At 64.2% G+C, this 18,710-nt stretch carries 16 protein-coding genes; 3 read left to right on the top strand and 13 right to left on the bottom strand.

The window, feature by feature from the left end:
- Positions 1-142: 142 nt before the first annotated feature.
- The 6 genes from kdpE to kdpF all read right to left on the bottom strand — a co-directional run bounded on the left by kdpE (position 143) and on the right by kdpF (position 8,473).
- Complete coding sequence (gene kdpE, locus BI343_RS13980) at positions 143-856, bottom strand: two-component system response regulator KdpE (protein WP_071110147.1); 714 nt, start codon at positions 854-856, stop codon at positions 143-145.
- Between the two features lie 20 nt (positions 857-876).
- The gene (locus BI343_RS13975) at positions 877-3,564 is read right to left on the bottom strand and encodes a DUF4118 domain-containing protein (protein WP_043625503.1); all 2,688 of its coding nucleotides are present in this window, start codon (positions 3,562-3,564) and stop codon (positions 877-879) included.
- Positions 3,565-3,715: 151 nt separating this feature from the next.
- A complete protein-coding gene (gene kdpC / locus BI343_RS13970) occupies positions 3,716-4,294 on the bottom strand; it encodes a potassium-transporting ATPase subunit KdpC (protein WP_280513338.1) in 579 nt (192 codons plus the stop codon).
- Positions 4,295-4,421: 127 nt separating this feature from the next.
- Positions 4,422-6,542, bottom strand: coding sequence for a potassium-transporting ATPase subunit KdpB (kdpB, locus tag BI343_RS13965; RefSeq protein ID WP_071110145.1), 2,121 nt, complete (start codon positions 6,540-6,542; stop codon positions 4,422-4,424).
- Between the two features lie 30 nt (positions 6,543-6,572).
- Positions 6,573-8,381 carry a potassium-transporting ATPase subunit KdpA gene (gene kdpA / locus BI343_RS13960; RefSeq protein WP_071110144.1) on the bottom strand — a complete coding sequence of 603 codons (1,809 nt, stop codon included), beginning with the start codon at positions 8,379-8,381 and terminating at the stop codon, positions 6,573-6,575.
- Positions 8,382-8,383: 2 nt separating this feature from the next.
- Positions 8,384-8,473 carry a K(+)-transporting ATPase subunit F gene (gene kdpF / locus BI343_RS13955; protein WP_021476355.1) on the bottom strand — a complete coding sequence of 30 codons (90 nt, stop codon included), beginning with the start codon at positions 8,471-8,473 and terminating at the stop codon, positions 8,384-8,386.
- A 948-nt stretch (positions 8,474-9,421) separates the two neighbouring features.
- Here kdpF and BI343_RS13945 point away from each other — a divergent pair.
- On the top strand, positions 9,422-10,189 hold the full coding sequence (locus BI343_RS13945; RefSeq protein ID WP_071110143.1) for a sulfite exporter TauE/SafE family protein: 768 nt from the start codon (positions 9,422-9,424) through the stop codon (positions 10,187-10,189).
- A 6-nt stretch (positions 10,190-10,195) separates the two neighbouring features.
- On the opposite strand, the gene BI343_RS13940 is transcribed toward BI343_RS13945, so the two are convergent.
- From BI343_RS13940 to recA, 7 genes are all read right to left on the bottom strand, one after another.
- Positions 10,196-10,477, bottom strand: coding sequence for a hypothetical protein (locus BI343_RS13940; protein WP_422614116.1), 282 nt, complete (start codon positions 10,475-10,477; stop codon positions 10,196-10,198).
- A 158-nt stretch (positions 10,478-10,635) separates the two neighbouring features.
- Positions 10,636-10,938: a type 2 periplasmic-binding domain-containing protein gene (locus BI343_RS13935; RefSeq protein ID WP_071110141.1), complete on the bottom strand. Its 303-nt coding sequence runs from the start codon at positions 10,936-10,938 to the stop codon at positions 10,636-10,638.
- A gap of 220 nt (positions 10,939-11,158) precedes the next feature.
- Entirely contained in the window at positions 11,159-11,641 is a 483-nt protein-coding gene (locus BI343_RS13930) for a GNAT family N-acetyltransferase (protein ID WP_071110140.1), read from the bottom strand.
- A gap of 112 nt (positions 11,642-11,753) precedes the next feature.
- Positions 11,754-14,387, bottom strand: a complete 2,634-nt coding sequence (alaS, locus tag BI343_RS13925; protein WP_071110139.1) for an alanine--tRNA ligase — start codon at positions 14,385-14,387, stop codon at positions 11,754-11,756.
- Positions 14,388-14,450: 63 nt separating this feature from the next.
- Complete coding sequence (locus BI343_RS13920; RefSeq protein WP_071110138.1) at positions 14,451-14,909, bottom strand: SRPBCC domain-containing protein; 459 nt, start codon at positions 14,907-14,909, stop codon at positions 14,451-14,453.
- A 3-nt stretch (positions 14,910-14,912) separates the two neighbouring features.
- Positions 14,913-15,368 (bottom strand): recombination regulator RecX, encoded by a 456-nt coding sequence (recX, locus tag BI343_RS13915; RefSeq protein ID WP_071110137.1) that lies wholly within the window; start codon positions 15,366-15,368, stop codon positions 14,913-14,915.
- Positions 15,368-16,423: a recombinase RecA gene (gene recA, locus BI343_RS13910; protein WP_071110136.1), complete on the bottom strand. Its 1,056-nt coding sequence runs from the start codon at positions 16,421-16,423 to the stop codon at positions 15,368-15,370. Before recA ends, recX begins: the two co-directional genes overlap by 1 nt.
- A gap of 161 nt (positions 16,424-16,584) precedes the next feature.
- Between recA and hrcA the strand changes: the two genes are divergently transcribed.
- Positions 16,585-17,604, top strand: a complete 1,020-nt coding sequence (gene hrcA / locus BI343_RS13905) for a heat-inducible transcriptional repressor HrcA (protein WP_244886661.1) — start codon at positions 16,585-16,587, stop codon at positions 17,602-17,604.
- A gap of 53 nt (positions 17,605-17,657) precedes the next feature.
- The gene (gene mltB, locus BI343_RS13900) at positions 17,658-18,698 is read left to right on the top strand and encodes a lytic murein transglycosylase B (RefSeq protein ID WP_071110135.1); all 1,041 of its coding nucleotides are present in this window, start codon (positions 17,658-17,660) and stop codon (positions 18,696-18,698) included.
- Positions 18,699-18,710 lie beyond the last annotated feature (12 nt).

Raw genomic sequence — 18,710 nt, 5'->3', positions numbered from 1 at the left:
CGCTGGCCGTGTAAGCGCAAGCGGGTTGATCCGGATACGCTTTAGCTGGCATTTGTTAAGCGCCCGCAAGCTGTGTCAAATCGGCGCATGTCGGTTAGATTATGCCCATGGTTCTACGCTGTCAAGGCCATGCGTCTGGTTTTCAAATGGCCGGATCGGGAGCGTTTTCCACCAGCCGGTAGCCCACGCCGGTTTCGGTGACGATGTGGCGCGGCATGGCCGGGTTGTCTTCCAGCTTTTGCCGCAAATGGCCCATGTAGACGCGCAGGTACTGGTTGTGTTCGGAGAACGATGGCCCCCACACCGCCAGCAGCAGCTCGCGATGGGTGATCACCTTGCCGGCGTTGCGGATCAGCGTGGACAGCAGCCGGTATTCGATCGGCGTCAGATGCACGGGCGCGTCGCCCTTGTGCACCAGGCGGTTGACCAGGTCGACGCGGATGTCGCCGAACTGGAAAGTTTGCTGCGGCGCGGCGCTGCCCTGAATGCGGCGGCGCAGCAGCACGCGGATGCGCGCCAGGCACTCGGCCACGCCGAACGGCTTGGTCAGATAGTCGTCGGCGCCGGCGTCCAGCGCGGCCACTTTTTCCGTTTCCTGGGTGCGGGCGGACAGCACCAGGATGGGGATGTCGCTCCATTCGCGCAGGCTTTTGATGACGTCTATGCCGTTCATGTCCGGCAGGCCCAGGTCCAGGATGACCATATCAGGCTTGCGGGTGGCGACTTCTATCTGTCCCTGCTTGCCGGTTTCGGCTTCGAAGACGTTAAGGCCTTCTTCGTCCAGCGCCGAGGACAGGAAGCGTCGTATCGGCTTTTCATCCTCGATGATCACTACGGAAATAGGTGCGTCGGTCATGTCTTATCGCTCTTTTGGGTTCAGGCGTCTTCCGGCGGCAGCGCGGGCGGCGTGCCGGCCGGCAGGGTAAAGGAGAAGCGGGCGCCGTGCGGATGGAGGTTGCCTGCGTCTATGGTGCCGCCGTGGTTTTCGATGATGGCGCGGCAGATGGCGAGGCCCAAGCCGACGCCCGGCGTGGTGGACTCCGGCGTGCCGCGCGAGAATTTGTCGAAAGCTTTGTGTTCCATATTGGCCGGCAGGCCTGGGCCGTCGTCGCTGACCGAGATGCGGACCTTGTCGCCCTCATGACGCGCGGCCAATTGAATATGCGAGCCGGCCGGCGTGTACTTGCCGGCGTTTTCCAGCAGATTGACCAGCACGCGTTCGATCAGCACGGCGTCGTACTCCAGCACCGGCAGATCGTTGCTCAGTTGCAGCTCCAGCTTATGGTTGCGCAGGCTGTGCTCGCAGGCGCGCACAGCGCTGCCCACCACTTCGTCCAGCAGCTGCCATTCCTTGTTCAGCTTGACGCCCGACTGCAGCTTGGCCATGTCCAGCAGGTTGGTCACCAGCTTGTTCATCCGCATCGCCTCGTCCTGGATGGACTGCGAGATGTCGGCCTGCTGTTCCGGCGGCAGATTCGGCGAATTCAGCATATTGGCCAGGCCCAGCATGGTGGTCAGCGGCGTGCGCAGGTCGTGCGACACCACCGACAGCACGCTGTTGCGCAGCCGTTCCGACTCCATCGCCACGATGGCGTCTTGCGCTACTTCCACGTAGTGCACCCGCTCCAGCGCCAGCGCGATCTGCGCGGCGCAGGTTTCCAGCAGCCGTTGCTGCTCCGGCAGGAAGGCGTGGATGGTTTCCTCCGGCAGCAAGGCGATGACGCCGCGGGTGCGCATCGGCGCCTTCAGCGGCACATACAGAGCGGGATTGGACGGCAGGGTATTGGTGCCCAGGCCGGCCGGCTGCAGATTGTCGAACACCCATTGCGCCACGCCGGTATCGGCCGTGCTGCCGTAATCGGTGGCGGCGCGCAGCTGGTCCTCGCTGTTCGGGATGAACAGCATCACCTTGGCGCGGAACAGCGGCTCCAGCCGGCCGACGGCGGTTTCGATGATCTGCGATGCAGTCAGCGCGCCGGCCAGCTCGCGGCCCAGGTCGTACAGCGCGCGGGTGCGGCGTTCGCGGTAGGTGGCGATGGTGGCTTCGAAGCGGAAGCGCGCCGTCAGCTGGCTGATGATCAAGGCCACCACCAGCATCACGATGAAGGTCAGCAGATACTGGGTGTCCGATACCGCGAACGACAGCCGCGGCGGCACGAAGAAGAAATCAAAGGCCGCCACCGACAGGAAGGACGCCAGCACGCCCGGCCCGCGGCCGTAGCGGGTGGCGATCAGCACCACCGCCAGCAGGTGCACCATGATGACGTTGGACAAGGCGAAATACGGCACCAGCAGATGATTGACGGCAGTGGTGGCGAAGCAGATGGCGGACGCCGCCAGATAGCCGCGCCTGGTCTTGCCTTCGTCATCCTCGCTGAACAGCAGGCTGCGCACGCGTTTGCCGCGGCGGCTGGATTCGTCCTCCAGCTCATGCGCCACCACATAGATGTCGACATCGCCGGACAGCCGGGTCAGCTCGTTCACCAGCGAGCCTTGCCACAGCCGGACCAGCGGATTGCGCACCGATTTGCCCACCACCAGCTTGGACACATTGCGGGTGCGGGCATAGGCCAGCAGGGTGGCGGCCAGCTCGCTGCCGCCCAGCACCGTGGTTTCGGCGCCCAGTTCCTGCGCCAGCTTCAGGCCTTTGAGAATGCGCGCGCGCTGCTCTTCCGGCAGCCGCTGCAGCTGCGGCGTTTCCACGTAGACCGCGATCCAGTCGGCGTCCAGGTTGGCGGCCAGCCGCTTGGTGCTGCGGATCAGTTTCTCGGTGCCGGGGCCGGGGCCGACGCAGACCAGCAGCCGCTCGCGGGCATGCCAGACCGGGGCGATGGATTGATCGGCGCGGTAGGCGCGCATCTGCGCGTCCACGCGGTCGGCGGTGCGGCGCAGCGCCAGTTCGCGCAGGGCCAGCAGATTGCCCTTGCGGAAGAAGTTCTTGACCGCGCGCTCGGCCTGGTGCGGCAAGTAAACTTTGCCGGCGGCGAGGCGGGACAGCAATTCGTCCGGCGGCAAGTCCACCAGCGAGACTTCGTCGGCCATGTCGAACACATGGTCCGGCAGCGTTTCCCTGACGATGATGCCGGTGATTTGGCCGACAACATCGTTAAGGCTCTCCAGGTGCTGCACATTGAGAGTGGTGTAGACGTCGATGCCGGCGGCGAGCAGCTCCTCCACGTCCTGCCAGCGCTTGGGGTGGCGCGAGCCGGGCACGTTGGAGTGGGCGAACTCGTCGATCAGGATCAGTTGCGGCTGGCGTTCCAGCGCCTGGTCGATGTCGAATTCCGACAGCGTGCGGCCCTTGTACTCGATCTGGCTGGGCGGCAGCACTTCCAGCCCGTCCAGCTGCGCCGCGGTTTCCTTGCGGCCGTGGGTTTCCACCACGCCGACCAGCACCTTGACCCCTTCCTGTTGCTTGATGCGCGCGGCGGCCAGCATGGCGAAGGTCTTGCCGACGCCGGCGCAGGAGCCGAAGAAGATTTTCAGCCGGCCGCGATTAGCCTGCTCCTCCTCGCGTTTGAGTTCATCCAGCAGCGCATCGGGATCAGGACGGGTATCAGACATGAGGCATCCTATTGTTCAGCCACAGAAACACACGGAATCACAAGTAAATGAGCCACGAAATCCACGAAACGACACGAAATGGCCAGGCGAGCCGCCTTGGGGGAGCCTTTTCGCGTCCTTCCGTGTGTTTCCGTGGCTAGAGCTGGACGGCTCAGGCTTTGCGGGCCAGCTGATCCAGCGCCAGGTTCAGCTCCAGCACATCGACGCGCGGCTCGCCCAGGAGGCCGAAGGTCTCGCCGATGATATGGTCATCGACCAGCTTGCGCACGGCCGTTGCCGGCAGTTTACGCGCGGCGGCTACGCGGTCAACCTGATAGTAAGCCGAGGCGACCGAAATTTCCGGGTCCAGGCCGCTGCCGGAAGCGGTGACCAGGTCCACCGGCACCGGGCCGGTCTGGGTCGGATGCGCCTTGCGGATGTTGTCCACATTGCCCTTCACCGCGTCCAGCTGGGCCTTGTTGGTCGGGCCCAGGTTGGAGCCGCCGGAGCTGCCGGCGTTGTACGGCATCGGGCTGGTGGCCGACGGACGGCCCCAGAAGTACTGTTCGCCGCTGAAGTTCTGGCCGATCAGGCGCGAGCCCACGACCTTGCCGTCTTTTTCGATCAGGCTGCCGTTGGCCTGCGCCGGAAACACCGCCTGGGCGATGCCGGTGGTGGCCAGCGGGTAGGCCAGGCCGGTGAGCAGCGACAAGCCGCCGAAGATCACCAGCAGGGGACGAATGATTTTCACGATAATCCTTTCCATTCTCTTGGCGCGGCGCCCGTCGCCATCTTGGCGGCGGCGGGCTGGCCCGTGCCCGGTTCCCGGCATGCCGGGGTGATGCCCCGGACCGGGTCCGGGAACCTTAGATTGCCTGTTACACCCAACCCAGCGCGCCCAGCAGCATGTCGATGATCTTGATGCCGGCGAAGGGCACCAGCAGGCCGCCTAGGCCGTAGACCAGCAAGTTGCCGCGCAGCAGTTCGGCCGCGCTCTTGGCGTGGTACTTCACGCCCTTCAGCGCCAGCGGGATCAGGAACACGATGATGATGGCGTTGAAGATCACGGCGGACATGATGGCCGAGGACGGGCTGTTCAGGCCCATCACGTTCAGCGCGTTCAGCTGCGGGTAAGTGCTGGCGAACGCCGCCGGGATGATGGCGAAGTACTTGGCCACGTCGTTGGCGATGGAGAAGGTGGTCAAGGAACCACGGGTCATCAGCATCTGCTTGCCGATTTCCACGATCTCGATCAGCTTGGTCGGGTTCGAGTCTAAGTCCACCATATTGCCGGCTTCCTTGGCCGCCTGGGTGCCGGTGTTCATCGCCACCGCCACGTCGGCCTGGGCCAGGGCGGGGGCGTCGTTAGTGCCGTCGCCGGTCATCGCCACCAGCTTGCCTTCGGCCTGATGGCTGCGGATCAGCTTCAGCTTGGCTTCCGGCGTGGCTTCGGCCAGGAAGTCGTCCACGCCGGCTTCGGCGGCGATGGCGGCGGCGGTCAGCGGGTTGTCGCCGGTGATCATCACCGTCTTGATGCCCATCTGGCGCAGTTCGGCGAAGCGCTCCTTGATGCCGCCCTTGACGATGTCCTTCAGCTCGATCACGCCCAGCGCGCGGTTGCCTTCGGCCACCAGCAGCGGGGTGGAGCCGCGGCGGGCCACTTCGTCCGCGCTCTTGGACAGCGCGTCCGGGAACTGGCCGCCTTGCTCGGCGATGTGGCGGCGGATGGCGTCGATGGCGCCCTTGCGGATCAAGCGGCCGTCGTAGTCGATGCCGGACATCCGGGTTTGCGCGCTGAACGGGATGAAGCTGGCTTCATGGCTGGCCAGTTGGCGCTCGCGCAGGTTGAACTTCTGCTTGGCCAGCACCACGATGGAGCGGCCTTCCGGCGTTTCGTCGGCCAGGGAGGCCAGCTGCGCGGCGTCGGCCAGGTCTTTCTCGCTGACGCCCGGCGCCGGGATGAAGGCGGAAGCCTGACGGTTGCCCAGCGTGATGGTGCCGGTCTTGTCCAACAGCAGCACGTCCACGTCGCCGGCGGCTTCCACCGCGCGGCCGGAGGTGGCGATCACGTTGGCGCCCATCATCCGGCTCATGCCGGCCACGCCGATGGCGGACAAGAGGCCGCCGATGGTGGTCGGAATCAGGCAGACCAGCAGCGCCACCAGGGTGGTGATGCTGATCGGCGTGCCGGCTTTGGCCGCTTCCACGCTGAATAAGGAGAACGGCAGCAGGGTGACGGTGACGATCAGGAACACGATGGTCAAGGCCACCAGCAGGATGGTCAGCGCGATCTCGTTCGGCGTCTTCTGGCGCTTGGCGCCTTCCACCATGGCGATCATGCGGTCGAGGAAGGTTTCGCCCGGGTTGACGGTGATCTTCACCACGATCCAGTCAGACAGCACGCGGGTGCCGCCGGTGACCGAGGAGAAGTCGCCGCCGGATTCGCGGATCACCGGCGCGGATTCGCCGGTGATGGCGGATTCGTCGACCGAGGCCACACCTTCGATCACTTCGCCGTCCACCGGGATCACGTCGCCGGCTTCCACCAGCACGTAGTCGCCTTTGCGCAGGCTGGTGCCGTCCACGATGCTCTTGGCGGCGCCGTGATTGCCGCCGGCCAGCTTCTTGGCCACCACGTTTTTCTTGGCGGAGCGCAGGCTGGCGGCCTGGGCTTTGCTGCGGCCTTCGGCCAGCGCTTCGGCGAAGTTGGCGAACAGCACGGTGAACCACAGCCACAGCGCGATGCCGAGGATGAAGCCGGAGGAAGCTTCGCCCTGGCCGCCCAGCGACTGGATCCACAGGCCGGTGGTCAGGATGCTGCCCACGTACACCACGAACATCACCGGGTTGCGCCACTGGGTGCGCGGCGACAGCTTCTTGAACGAATCGACGATGGCGGGTTTCACCAGCGCCGGATCGAACATGCCCTTGCTCGCGCTCTTGTGGCTGGCAGCGGCGGGTTCTGCTACCAGGGTCTTTGAATGATTCTTGTCGTTCATTTCGAGTTTCCTTGACTGACTGACGGGCGCTTAGCGGGCGGCGAGCATTTGCAGATGCTCGACTACCGGGCCCAGTGCCAGAGCCGGAACATAGTTAAGGGCGCCAACCAGCAGCACGGTGCCGATCAGCAGCGTCACGAACAGCGGACCGTGGGTCGGCAGGGTGCCGCTGGTGACGGCCAGGCGCTTCTTGGCTGCCAGCGAACCGGCGATGGCCAGAATCGGCACGATCATGAAGAAGCGGCCAAAGAACATGGCGATGCCGGTGGTGATGTTGTAGAACGGCGTGTTGGCGGACAGGCCGGCGAAGGCGCTGCCGTTGTTGTTGGCCGCGGAGGTGAAGGCGTACAGGATTTCGCTGAAACCGTGCGCGCCCGGATTGGCGATGCCGGCCTTGCCCGCTGCCATGCTCACGGCGATGGCGGTCAGCGCCAGCACCAGCGTCGGGGTCACCAGAATGGTGATCGCGGTCATCTTCATCTCGTAAGTTTCGATCTTCTTGCCCAGGTATTCCGGCGTGCGGCCTACCATCAGGCCGGCGATGAACACGGCCAGGATGGCGAAGATCAGCATGCCGTACAGGCCGGAACCCACACCGCCGAACACCACTTCGCCCAGCTGCATCAGGAACATCGGCACCATGCCGCCGATCGGCGTCAGCGAGTCATGCATCGCGTTCACCGCGCCGCAGGAGGCGGAGGTGGTCACGGTAACGAATAGCGAGGTGTCGATGATGCCGAAGCGCGCTTCCTTGCCTTCCATATTGCCGCCGGCCTGCAGGCCGCTGGCTTTCTGGTCGATGTGCAGGGCGTTGTATTGCGGCACGCCGGCTTGCTCGGCGCTGACTTCCACCGCGTAGGCGGTGGCGAACATGATGGTCATCGCGGCGAGGATGGCCCAGCCCTGGCGGCGGTCGCCGACCATGCGGCCGAACAGGAAGCACAAGGCTGCCGGAATCAGAAAGATCGCGATGTCTTGCAGGAAGTTGGCCAGCGGGGTCGGGTTTTCAAACGGGTGGGCGGAGTTGGCGTTGAAGAAGCCGCCGCCGTTGGTGCCCAGCATCTTGATGGCTTCTTGCGAGGCCACCGGGCCCATCGGCAGGGTCTGCGTCTGGGTGGACTTGTCTTCCATCACCGGCTTGCCGTCCTTGCCGGTCACCGGATTGCCCTTGGCGTCAACCTTGGGCTGCTGATACTTGGTCGCTTCCAGCGTGTGCACATCCTTGTAGGCGGACAGGTTCTGGATGACGCCCTGCTGGGTGAAGACCAGCGCGAACGCCACGGCCAGCGGCAACAGGATGTACAGGGTCAGGCGGGTGATGTCCACCCAGAAGTTGCCGATCTTGCTGCTGTTGTGGCGGACAAAGCCGCGGATCAGCGCGATCACCACGGCGGCACCGGTCGCAGCCGACAAGAAGTTCTGTACGGTCAGACCCAGCATCTGGGTCAGATAGCTCATCGTGGTTTCGCCGCCATAGCCTTGCCAGTTGGTATTGGCGACGAAGGAGATGGCGGTGTTGAACGAGGAGTCCGGGCTGACCGCCGCCATCGCTTGCGGGTTGAACGGCAGCGCGCCTTGCAGGCGTTGCAGGGCGTAGACGGCAAACACTCCCAGCACGTTGAACAGGATCAAGGCCACGGTGTAGCCGCGCCAGCCCATTTCCTCATCCTGCTTGATGCCGGCGAGGCGATAGAAACCGCGTTCTAGCGGCGCGAAAAAGCGTACCGGACCGACGTTTTCCCCCTGCATGATGCGCGTCATGTACGCGCCCAGAGGCCAGGCCAGCGCGATCAGCACGGCCAGGAACAGCCCCAGTTGGAGCATGGCGGGTGTTGTCATGATTAGAAATTCTCCGGTTTGACCAATGCGTAGATCAGATAGACGAACAGTCCAAGCGCCAGCAGGGCGCTGATCAGGTACCAGGCAGTCATTGCTTGCCTCCCAGTCGGTCACAGGCTGCGATCAGCAGCCAGGTCAGTGCGCAGAACAGCGCGACCAGGCCCAGATAAAGCCAATCCATAGTGAAAATCTCCATGCGTAATGTGCGATGTGGAAGGTAATCAAACCGACGTCAAAAACCTGATAAAAGCGAGCAGCCTCGTGTAAAGAAAGTATAAAAATTATTGCTATCGGTCATTTTTTAGAAAAAAAATTCCTCTGTCGTCGTATTGTTGGAATTTTTTTAGGCGGAAAGCGGCGCGTTGCGTCAAGTCAACGCTTGGCGGATACGTGATTTCCGGGGGGCAAGAAGGGGACGGGATGGTGTAAAGAAAAATACGGAGGGCGCGCCGCCATCGTGGGCGGAGGCAGGTGGGCGGGGCCGTGCGGCCCCGTCAAGGTTTCAGAACAGATCGTCGCAACGGTCGGCTAGGAAGCGGGCGTCGTCGCGGTCGTGGGCCCGTTGCCGCACTTTCTGCTGGCGCGACCTTTCCTCGTCGCTCAGCTGTGGTTTGGCCACGGCATAGAGGAAGCTTTCATGCTGGTCTCGGGCCTGTTTTCTACGAACGCTCAGGGGGATACGAGAAATCATCCTGCACCTTTCGATCTCGAAACGTGGACTTCTCAGGGCGATCCTGACGGCTGGCGCGGAGGTGGCCGGCAAGCTGGGCGGGGGCGCCCTGACGGTATCAAGTTGACGCGATTTGCTCAGTTTGTAAAGGCTTTGGGTGTAAATCAGGCGGCGGTTGTGGCGTCCCGTGTCATTTTGTTTCGATTAAAACTTAGCCCGCTGTTGTTACGAGGCTGTGATGCCGCGATGAAACTTGCAGGGTAAGCCATTCATATGTTTTGTGAATATATTGTTGTATCAAAACGATCTAAATTGTTATAAGCAAACCGCGTAGCATCGGCTGCTTGTTGCAGGATAAATGAGGACGGCTATGGATCTGGGATACACGGTGGCGGGGCTGGCGGTCGGCTTTATCGTCGGGCTGACCGGCGTCGGCGGCGGCTCGCTGATGACGCCCATCCTGTTGTGGTTTGGCATTTCGCCGGCCACGGCCGTCGGCACCGACCTTCTGTACGCCGCGCTGACCAAGGCCGGCGGGGTGGTGGTGCATCATAGGCAGCGCCATATCGACTGGCGCATCACGCTGCAGCTGGCGCTGGGCAGCGTGCCGGCGGCGCTGTTGACGCTGGGCTTGCTGTCCTGGCTGCATGTGTCGCCGCGCATCATGGACGAAATATTCCGCTTTGTGCTCGGCCTGGCCTTGCTGCTGACTGCGGCGGCCATATTGGGCAAGCCTTGGCTGATGAAGGTGGGCGGGCGCCATGTGGCCAAGCTTGGCGTGGGCGAGCGCTGGTGGCCCACCGCGCTGGTGGGGGCGGTGCTGGGGACGCTGGTGACGCTCAGCTCCATCGGCGCCGGCGCGTTGGGCACGCTGGCGCTGTTCATGCTGTATCCGGCGCTGTCCACTTCGCGCCTAGTGGGGACGGAAATCGCCCATGCGGTGCCGCTGACGCTGGTGGCCGGCCTGGGCCACGCCAGCATGGGGCATCTGGATTGGCTGCTGCTGTTGAAACTCCTCAGCGGCTCGCTGCCCGGCATCTGGTTGGGCAGCAAGCTGACCGGCAAGCTGGCGGACCACTGGCTCAGGCCTGCGCTGGCGGTGATGCTGGCGCTGGTGGGCGGCAAGCTGGTGTTGTAAGCGGATTCAGGGGTGGGTGTAGCGTTTCAGCAGAGAGGCGTAGCGGCCATCCTGTTTGATCTTGTCCAATGCCGCCTGCAGGCGCGCGACGTATTCCGGCTTGCTATCCTTTTGCAGCGCGAAATAGAACTGCGTGCTGTCATCCAGCACCTGCACCGAATCCAGCCGCTCCGGGTCCTGGCCCTGCTGGCGCGCGGCGTAGCGCTGGAACAGCGCCACCCCAACCGTGTACGGCACCCGGCGCGCGTACAGCAGCTTGGCCGACTGCGCTTCGTCGTTGGTCAGCACCAGGTTTTGGTTTTCTGAAAACCCCCGGTCTTCCATCATCTTTTGCCCGGGCGTGTCGCGCGCTACCGCCACCCGCGCGCGCCGGGCGAGGTGTACGGCAGCGCCTTGGGACCGCCCAGTCGGAATAGCTCAATCGGCAAGGGCAGGGCCGGTCCCACTCATTTGAACCAATCCTCGCGCTCCGGCGTGCGCACGGTCAGGTACAGCACGGTATTCGGCACTTGTTGCGCCTCGCGCAGCGCGCGGCTCCACGGCTTGATCTCAATGGTGGCGTGCAGGCCGCTTTCGTGCAGCATCATCAGCAGCAACTCATTGGAGAAGCCCTTGTAGTCGCCGCCTTGCTGATAGCTCAGCGGCGGCAGGTTTTCGGTCAGCGCGTAGAGTTCCGGCGGGGGCTGGTCCGCCCGGGCGGATAGCAGCTGGCAGCAGCAAGCGAGCAGGGCGAGCAAAGGCAGGCGCATGGCGCTCCCCTCGACGAAGTGGATAGGTGTTTCCACTATAAGCAGGCGCTTGGGCGCAGGCAAAAAAAGCCCCGGGAGGTCCCGGGGGCATCAAAGCAAACAACAAAGGAGAAGCCATAAGAAGCATGTGTATATTATTTAACTCTGATTTTTCATGGCTTGATATGAAACAAACTTACAGGGTTTTGCTTCAAATTAGTGTCTGGCTGGCTCTGCAGTTTCAGGCGGCTAATTGCTTGCTCAATACCACGCGCTCATCATCCACCTCTGCGGCGTAAGGCTGGCGCGCGATCTCCTGATAACCGAGGCGCTGATAGAACGCCAGATTGCCAGGCAGGCGGCGGCGGGTTGCCAGCCGTATGCGTTGCACGCCTTGTTGCCGCAGCTGCGCTTCGGCGTGGTGGAGCAGGGCGGAGCCCAGGCCCAGGCCTTGCAGTTCCGGGTGGGTGCAGACGCGTTTGACCTCGGCGCAGCCATCGTCCGGCGGCAGCACCAACAGGCAGGCGGCCAGCTGCCGTTGCTGCCAGGCCAGGAAGATCTGGCTGCCGCTGGCGAGGTGGCCGGTCAGGCTGGCGACGGTTTCGTCCAGCGCGGTGGGGCGGCTGGGCAGCGTGGCGGTCAGCGGGGCGAACGCCTGCTGGATCAAGTGACAGACAGCCGGTAGGTCATCCCAGTCGGCAAGGCGGAATTCGATGGTTTCCATGGCAGGCTCCTGTTGACGGGGCTGATCGCATTTTGCAAGCCAATTGTTACCGAATAAAAAACGGCCACATGATAGTCATGCGGCCGTTTCGTTTGTGTGCGGTTTGCGCGGCTTACAGCTTGCTCATCAGCCAGTCCGGCAGGCTTTGCAGCGCAGCCGGCAGGTTTTCCGGCTGGGTGCCGCCGGCCTGGGCCATGTCCGGACGGCCGCCGCCCTTGCCGCCCACTTGCATGGCGACTTGGTTGACCAGTTCGCCGGCCTTGACCTTGCCGGTCAGGTCCTTGGACACGCGGGCGATCAGGCTGACCTTGCCTTCGTTGACGCAGGCCAGGAGCGCGATGCCGCTTTCCAGACGGTCCATCAGCTTGTCGCTCATGTCGCGCAGGGTGGCGGCGTCGACGTTGTCGATGCGGCTGCCGACGCACTTGACGCCGTTGATGGTGCGCATGCCGACGCTGACCAGTTCGTCCAGTTGGCCGAAGGCCAGCTGGCCCTTCAGCTGCTGGGCTTCCTTCTGCGCGGCTTTCAGTTCGGCTTGCAGGCGTTCGATCTTGGCGATCAGCTCGCCCGGCTGCGCTTGCAGCGCGCCGGCGGCGGCTTTCAGTTCCGCTTCCTGGGCTTGAACCCAGGCGACGGCGCCTTCGCCGGTCACGGCTTCGATGCGGCGCACGCCGGCGGCGACGCCGCTTTCGGCCACGATCTTGAACAGGCCGATGTCGCCGGTGCGCTTGACGTGGGTGCCGCCGCATAGTTCGGCGGAGAAGTCGCCCATGGTCAGCACGCGGACTTCCTCGCCGTATTTTTCGCCGAACAGCATCATCGCGCCGGATTTTTGCGCGTCGGCCATGCTCATCAGCTCGGCCTTGACTTCGACGTTATGGGCGATCACGCGGTTGACCACGCGCTCCAGCTCGGCGATCTGCTCCGCCGTCACCGGCTCGCCGTGGGCGAAGTCGAAACGGGTGCGTTCCGGATTGACCAGCGAACCCTTCTGCGCCACGTGGCTGCCCAGCACATGGCGCAGCGCCGCGTGCAGCAGGTGGGTGGCGGAGTGGTTGCGGGCGCTGGCCAGGCGCTGATGCAGGTCGATGGTGGCGGTGACGTTGTCGCCGACCTTCAGCGCGCCGCGGGCGAGCACGCCCTTGTGGCCGAAGACCGCGCCCTGGATCTTCTGGGTGTCGGCCACGTCGAACAACGCGTCCAGGCCGCCGGTGGCGGAGATTTCGCCCACGTCGCCTACCTGGCCGCCGCCTTCGGCGTAGAAGGCGGTGTTGTCCAGCACCACGATGCCTTCGTCGCCGGCGGACAGCGCCTCAACCGGTTCCGTGCCCTTGTACAGCGCCAGCACTTTGGCTTCCACGCTGCTCTTGTCGTAGCCGTGGAAGCAGGTGTCGTCGCCGCTGTAGCTGAGCTTGCCGCTCATCTTGAAGGTGGAGCCGGCGCGGCCGCGCTCGCGTTGCGCTTCCATGGCGCGCTCGAAGCCTTCCAGGTCGGCGTGGATGCCGCGTTCGCGGCAGATGTCGGCGGTCAGGTCCACCGGGAAGCCGAAGGTGTCGTACAGCTTGAAGATGGTTTCGCCATCCAGCTCTTTTTTGCCGCCTTCCAGCGCGGCGTCCACCAGCGCCATGCCGTTTTCCAGCGTCTCGGCGAACTTGATTTCCTCGGCGCGCAGCGCGTCTTCGATCTGAGCCTGCTTCTCGCGCAGCTCCGGATAGGCGTCGCCCATCTCGGCGACCAGGTCGGCCACGATCTTATGGAAGAACAGGCCCTTCTGGCCCAGCTTGTAGCCGTGGCGGATGGCGCGGCGGGCGATGCGGCGCAGCACGTAGCCGCGGCCTTCATTGGACGGCAGGATGCCGTCGGCGATCATGAAAGAACAGGCGCGGATGTGGTCGGCGATGACTTTCAGCGACGGCACGTCCTGGCTGTAGGCCACGCCGGTTTCGCGGGCGGCGGCGCGCACCAGGCAGGCCAGGCCGTCGGTCTCGAAGTTGGACTTGACGTGTTGCAGCACGGTGGACAGGCGTTCCAGGCCCATGCCGGTATCGACGGACGGCTTGGGCAGCGGGTGCAGCACGCCGGCTTCGTCGCGGTTGAACTGCATGAACACGTTGTTCCAGATTTCCATGAAGCGGTCGCCGTCTTCGTCCGGGCTGCCCGGAGGGCCGCCGGCCACGGACGGGCCGTGGTCGAAGAAGATCTCGGTGCACGGACCGCAGGGGCCGGTGTCGCCCATGGTCCAGAAGTTGTCGGACGCGTACGGCGCGCCCTTGTTGTCGCCGATGCGGACGATCTTGTCGGCCGGCAGGCCCACGGTCTTGTGCCAGATGTCGTAGGCTTCGTCGTCGGTGGCGTACACCGTCACCATCAGCTTGTCCTTCGGCAGCGCCAGCCATTGTTCGCCGGTGAGGAATTCCCAGGCGAAGGTGATGGCGTCGCGCTTGAAGTAGTCGCCGAAGCTGAAGTTGCCCAGCATTTCGAAGAAAGTGTGGTGGCGCGCGGTGTAGCCGACGTTTTCCAGGTCGTTGTGCTTGCCGCCCGCGCGCAGGCATTTCTGGCTGGTGGTGGCGCGGGTGTAGTCGCGCTTTTCAAAGCCCAGGAACACGTCCTTGAACTGCACCATGCCGGCGACGGTGAACATCAGCGTCGGGTCGTTGCCCGGGATCAGGCTGCTGGAGGCGACTACCTGGTGGCCTTTGGAGGCGAAGAAATCCAGGAATTTCTTGCGAATTTCAGAGGTTTTCATGATTTTTGGTCAATTTTCAAAATCTGGTCCGGGCGCCGTGCCAGGACGAATCCGTCGATTGTGTCAAGCTGGAGCCTGGCTGGCAAGCGCTTCGCAGCGCCGTTTCAGCGCCTGGTTCATCAGCAGGAAGCCGTTGCGGGCCTTGTCCAGCAGCGCGCCGCCGATCAAAGGCAGCAGGATGCCGGAAAAATCCTCGCCGTGATGAAAGCGGGTGCCGCCGTCTGCCAGCGCTTCCAGCCGGAAGTAGTGTTCGCCGTCGAACAGGCCCGGCAGCAGCAGTTGGCCGCGCCAGCGCAGTTGCTGCGCCGCGCAAAACGCCGTCAGCCGCGGCCGGAAGGTCAGGCGCCGGCCGCCGGGCGGATGGATGGTGGCCACCAGGCTGGCGCCGGTTTCGCGGCGGCCGTGCAGGCCGACGATGAACGGGTTCCATTCCGGGTAGCGCGGCCAGTCGGTCAGCACCCGCCATACCTGATCCGGAGCGGCGGCGATGTCGATCTCGGTGGCGATGCTGCGCTTGGCCATGGCTCAGTCCTCGTAGAAGTCGTCGCCGGCGCCGGCGATGACCTGGCGGATCACATCCGTCGGGAAGCCGCGTTGCGCCAGAAAACGGTACTGCTTGGCTTTTTCCGCGGCGTCGGCCGGCGGGCGGCCGAATTTCTTGCGCCACTGTTCGCGCGCGCTGGCCAGATCGTCCTGGCCGGCCAGGGCCTGGCGTATGGTGTCATCGTCCACGCCGCGTTGGCGCATCTCCTGCGACAGCCGGCGGCTGCCGAACTTGCCGCCCTTGCTGGCGGCGAATTGCTGGGCGAAACGGCTGTCCGACTGCCAGTTGGCGGCCGCCAGCTCGTCCAGCACGGCTTCCAGCTGTTCCATGCTTTCGGCAAAAGGCGCGAGCCGCCTGACCAGTTCGCGCCGGGAATATTCCCGGCGCGACAGCAGATCGGCGGCCCGCGCCTTCAGGCTTTTGCCTTCCGCCGCCATCAGGCGTCGAGGGCGTCGTCGACGAATTCTTCTTCGTCGGCCTGGCCTTCGGTGATTTCCACCTTCACGCCCACCGCTTCGCGGATCTTGCGCTCGATTTCTTCGGCGATGGCCGGATTGGCCTTCAGCCACTCGCGGGTATTGTCCTTGCCCTGGCCGATCTTCTGGCCGTTGTAGGCGTACCAGGCGCCGGACTTGTCGATGAAACCGTGCTTGACGCCCAGCTCGATGATCTCGCCGGCGCGCGAAATGCCTTCGCCGTACAGGATTTCGAAATCAGCCTGGCGGAACGGCGGCGAGACCTTGTTCTTCACCACTTTGACGCGGGTGTCGTTGCCGATCACTTCCTCGCCCTTCTTGATGCCGCCGGTGCGGCGGATGTCCAGGCGCACGGAGGCGTAGAACTTCAGCGCGTTGCCGCCGGTGGTGGTTTCCGGGTTGCCGAACATCACGCCGATCTTCATGCGGATCTGGTTGATGAAGATCACCAGGGTGTTGGTGCGCTTGATGTTGCCGGTCAGCTTGCGCAGCGCCTGGCTCATCAGGCGGGCTTGCAGGCCGACGTGGCTGTCGCCCATTTCGCCTTCGATTTCAGCCTTGGGCACCAGCGCGGCCACCGAGTCCACCACGATCACGTCCACGCCGCTGGAACGCACCAGCATGTCGCAGATTTCCAGGGCCTGTTCGCCGGTGTCCGGCTGCGAGATCAGCAGGTCTTCCACGTTTACGCCCAGCTTCTGCGCGTAAATCGGGTCCAGCGCGTTTTCCGCGTCGATGTAGGCGCAGGTGCCGCCCAGCTTTTGCGCCTCGGCCACGACTTGCAGACACAGGGTGGTTTTGCCGGACGATTCCGGTCCGTAGATTTCCACCACGCGGCCGCGCGGCAGGCCGCCGACGCCCAGCGCCAGGTCCAGGCTCAGCGAACCGGTGGAGACCACCTGCAGGTTTTCGTTGATCTGGTTGTCGCTCATGCGCATGATCGAGCCCTTGCCGAACTGCTTTTCAATCTGGGCCAGGGCCGCGGCCAGCGCCTTGCTCTTGTCTTCGGATGCCATGCTGTCTCCAAATGGGGTAGGTCGGACCAATAATGGGGCGATTATCGCAGAAAACCAGAGGGCTAACAGCAGCTTGCCGGCCATCCGGCGCGTGCCATAGTCGTAAACCCGCGCGCCGCCCCCTTTTGGCGCGGTTCAGGATGTGTACAATGGGAGACATGATGAACGAACGCGCCCAACATCTGCTGAAAGCGCTGATCGAGCGCTACATCGCCGACGGTCAGCCGGTGGCCTCCAAGGCCCTGTCGCTGCTGCCCGGCGTGGAACTGTCTTCGGCCACGGTGCGCAATGTGCTGGCCGATCTGGAAGGCATGGGCCTGATCGCCTCGCCGCATACTTCCGCCGGCCGGGTGCCCACCGCGCGCGGCTACCGGCTGTTTGTGGATCGCCTGCTGACCATCCGTCCGTTGGACCAGGTGTCGTTGCAGGAGCTGGAGCACAATCTGCAGCCGGACAGCCCGCAGCGCATCGTGCAGGCGGCGTCGTCCTTGCTGTCCGAGCTGACCAGCTTCGCCGGCGTGGTGCTGACGCCGCAGCGCAGCGATGTCGCCTTCCGCCAGATCGAATTTCTGCGCCTGTCCGAACGGCGGGTGCTGATGATACTGGTGACGCTGGACGGCGACGTGCAGAACCATCTGCTGGTGACCGAGCGCGACTACACGCCGAGCGAGCTGATCGAGGCCGGCAATTTCATCAACCAGCATTACGCCGGCCAAGGGCTGAGCGCCGTCGCGCAGCGGGTGGAAAGCGAGCTCAAGCAGCTGCAGGGCGATATCGCCGAATTGATGTCCGCCGCGGTGAAACTGGGCCAGCAAACGCTGAACCAGAGCAGCGAGGACGTGGTGGTGGCCGGCGGCTCGCGCCTGCTGCAGGTGCATGACCTGTCCGACGACCTGTCGCGGCTGCGGGAGCTGTTCGGCGTGTTCGAACGCAAGACCGAGTTGCTGAAGCTGTTGGCGCAGGGCCGGGAGGCGAGCGGGGTGAACATTTTCATCGGCGAAGAGTCTGGCGTAGTAACGCTGGACGAATGCTCGGTGGTGACCGCGCCGTATTGCATCAACGGCCAGGTGGTCGGCACGCTGGGCGTGGTCGGCCCCACCCGCATGGCTTACGAGCGCGTCATTCCTATCGTCGACATCACCGCTCGGCTGGTCAGCAACGCGCTGTCGTTCCGCGAGTGAGCTTGCCGCCTGCGCCCGGAATTAGGGATATCCAACTGGAAAACAAATACACCATGAAAACCATGCAGAAACTGGCCGCCGCGGTTGCCCTGGCCGCGCTGGCGTTTTCCGCCGTCCCGGCTTTCGCCGACGCGGACTTCCTCGCCCGCCCCGATGTGCAGCGCTACATCGACGAGCAAGTAGCCAGCGGCCAGTTCAATCGCCCTGAGCTGGAGGCGGTGTTCGCCAATGTGGAACTGAAGCCGAATATCATCCGCATTCTGGACAAGCCGTCCACCTCGCGGCCGTGGTACCAATTCCGCGCCACCACCGTCAACGAGAGGCTGATCGCCGACGGCGTGGCCTTCTGGCAGGCCAATGCCGACGCGCTGGCGCGCGCCGAGCGCCAATACGGCGTGGCGCCGGAGGTGATCGTCGCCATCCTCGGGGTGGAAACCCATTACGGCCGCAACACCGGCAGCTTCCGGCTGGTGGATTCGCTGTCCACCATCGGTTTCGATTACCCGCGCCGCGCCGCGTACTTCCGCGGCGAACTGACCCAGTTCCTGCTGCTGGCCAAGGAAGAGGGCAAGGATCCGCTGACGCTAAAGGGTTCCTACGCCGGCGCGATGGGCCTGCCGCAGTTCATGCCGTCCAGCTACCGCAAGTGGGCGGTGGACTTCGACGGCAGCGGCCACCGCGACATCTGGAACAATCCGCACGACGCCATCGGCAGCGTGGCCAACTACTTCCAGCTGCACGGCTGGAAGCCCGGCGACGACGTGGTGGTGCCGGCCAGCGTGGTGGCCGGTCCGCAGATCGATCAGTTGCTGGCCGACAAATTCAATCTGCACTACGCGGTGGGCGATCTGCGCAAGATGGGCGTGGCGCCGCAGGCGCCGCTGGCCGACGACGTCCCGGCCGTGCTGTTCTCGCTGGAGTCGGCGCCGGGCGTCACCGAATACTGGCTGGGCCTGAACAATTTCTACGCGATCACCCGCTACAACCGCAGCACGCTGTATGCCAAGGCGGTGCAGGAAATCGCCAGCCAGCTGCGCCAGCGTTACTTCGCCGAGCTGGCGCGGCGGCAGGAGCCGGCCTCGGCCGGTATGTAAGCCGCCGCGGCT

It is taken from the genome of Chromobacterium amazonense (genome assembly GCF_001855565.1).
Taxonomy (GTDB): Bacteria; Pseudomonadota; Gammaproteobacteria; order Burkholderiales; family Chromobacteriaceae; genus Chromobacterium; species Chromobacterium amazonense.
Note: the sequence above shows the minus strand (reverse complement) of the source record. Positions and strands in the feature narration are given on the sequence as shown.

Bases quoted from the DNA above. Each gene is read 5' to 3' on its own strand.
- BI343_RS13920 (WP_071110138.1), bottom strand. From the start codon at position 14,909: ATGGCCAAGCGCAGCATCGCCACCGAGATCGACATCGCCGCCGCTCCG.
- recX (WP_071110137.1), bottom strand. From the start codon at position 15,368: ATGGCGGCGGAAGGCAAAAGCCTGAAGGCGCGGGCCGCCGATCTGCTG.
- kdpE (WP_071110147.1), bottom strand. From the start codon at position 856: ATGACCGACGCACCTATTTCCGTAGTGATCATCGAGGATGAAAAGCCG.
- BI343_RS13935 (WP_071110141.1), bottom strand. From the start codon at position 10,938: ATGCGCCTGCCTTTGCTCGCCCTGCTCGCTTGCTGCTGCCAGCTGCTA.
- mltB (WP_071110135.1), top strand. From the start codon at position 17,658: ATGAAAACCATGCAGAAACTGGCCGCCGCGGTTGCCCTGGCCGCGCTG.
- kdpA (WP_071110144.1), bottom strand. From the start codon at position 8,381: ATGACAACACCCGCCATGCTCCAACTGGGGCTGTTCCTGGCCGTGCTG.
- hrcA (WP_244886661.1), top strand. From the start codon at position 16,585: ATGAACGAACGCGCCCAACATCTGCTGAAAGCGCTGATCGAGCGCTAC.
- alaS (WP_071110139.1), bottom strand. From the start codon at position 14,387: ATGAAAACCTCTGAAATTCGCAAGAAATTCCTGGATTTCTTCGCCTCC.
- BI343_RS13975 (WP_043625503.1), bottom strand. From the start codon at position 3,564: ATGTCTGATACCCGTCCTGATCCCGATGCGCTGCTGGATGAACTCAAA.
- BI343_RS13930 (WP_071110140.1), bottom strand. From the start codon at position 11,641: ATGGAAACCATCGAATTCCGCCTTGCCGACTGGGATGACCTACCGGCT.
- recA (WP_071110136.1), bottom strand. From the start codon at position 16,423: ATGGCATCCGAAGACAAGAGCAAGGCGCTGGCCGCGGCCCTGGCCCAG.
- kdpB (WP_071110145.1), bottom strand. From the start codon at position 6,542: ATGAACGACAAGAATCATTCAAAGACCCTGGTAGCAGAACCCGCCGCT.
- kdpF (WP_021476355.1), bottom strand. From the start codon at position 8,473: ATGACTGCCTGGTACCTGATCAGCGCCCTGCTGGCGCTTGGACTGTTC.
- BI343_RS13945 (WP_071110143.1), top strand. From the start codon at position 9,422: ATGGATCTGGGATACACGGTGGCGGGGCTGGCGGTCGGCTTTATCGTC.